Origin of the sequence: Chlorobaculum sp. 24CR (assembly GCF_004118635.1) — a bacterium.
GTDB lineage: Bacteria > Bacteroidota > Chlorobiia > Chlorobiales > Chlorobiaceae > Chlorobaculum.
Map to the genome: position 1 here is coordinate 1 of NZ_SDGU01000090.1, position 455 is coordinate 455.

At 42.0% G+C, this 455-nt stretch carries 1 protein-coding gene; it reads right to left on the minus strand.

The features are described 5' to 3' along the window. Positions 1 to 50: 50 nt before the first annotated feature. Positions 51 to 332: a hypothetical protein gene (locus EST62_RS12685; protein WP_129052435.1), complete on the minus strand. Its 282-nt coding sequence runs from the start codon at positions 330 to 332 to the stop codon at positions 51 to 53. Positions 333 to 455: the final 123 nt, after the last annotated feature.

Sequence of the window (455 nt, forward strand, 5' to 3'; positions counted from 1 at the left end):
TACATTATGACTTTTATGAATATATGTGCTCAATTATTACACTTTTATCTTTAACGAAGCAGAGCTTCGGGGAATATATCCCATAGAGATTCAAAACCATAAACCCTCATTGATATTTCTATGGGATCCCCCACATCCGAACTGATATAGCCACTAAAATTATCAGCACTCTCATTATAATGAAGTGGTGCGTCAACGGTGAAATATCCTGATGAAAGTTGCAGAGCGTCATACGCTTGTCCACTGGATGATCCTTCGGAGTAATTCCAGAAGTTGTGGACACCATCAGTGTTATCGACGCCATATTTGCCATCTTGTGAAGTATAAATCACGCCCGGCCCTTCATAAGACTGCCCTACCCCCTAAGTGTTAACATAGATGTCGCCTCAAGTAGAGGAGGCGAATTATGGGTTATTCACATGCCGTGAGACACAGTGTCCTGAAAAAAGTGCTGC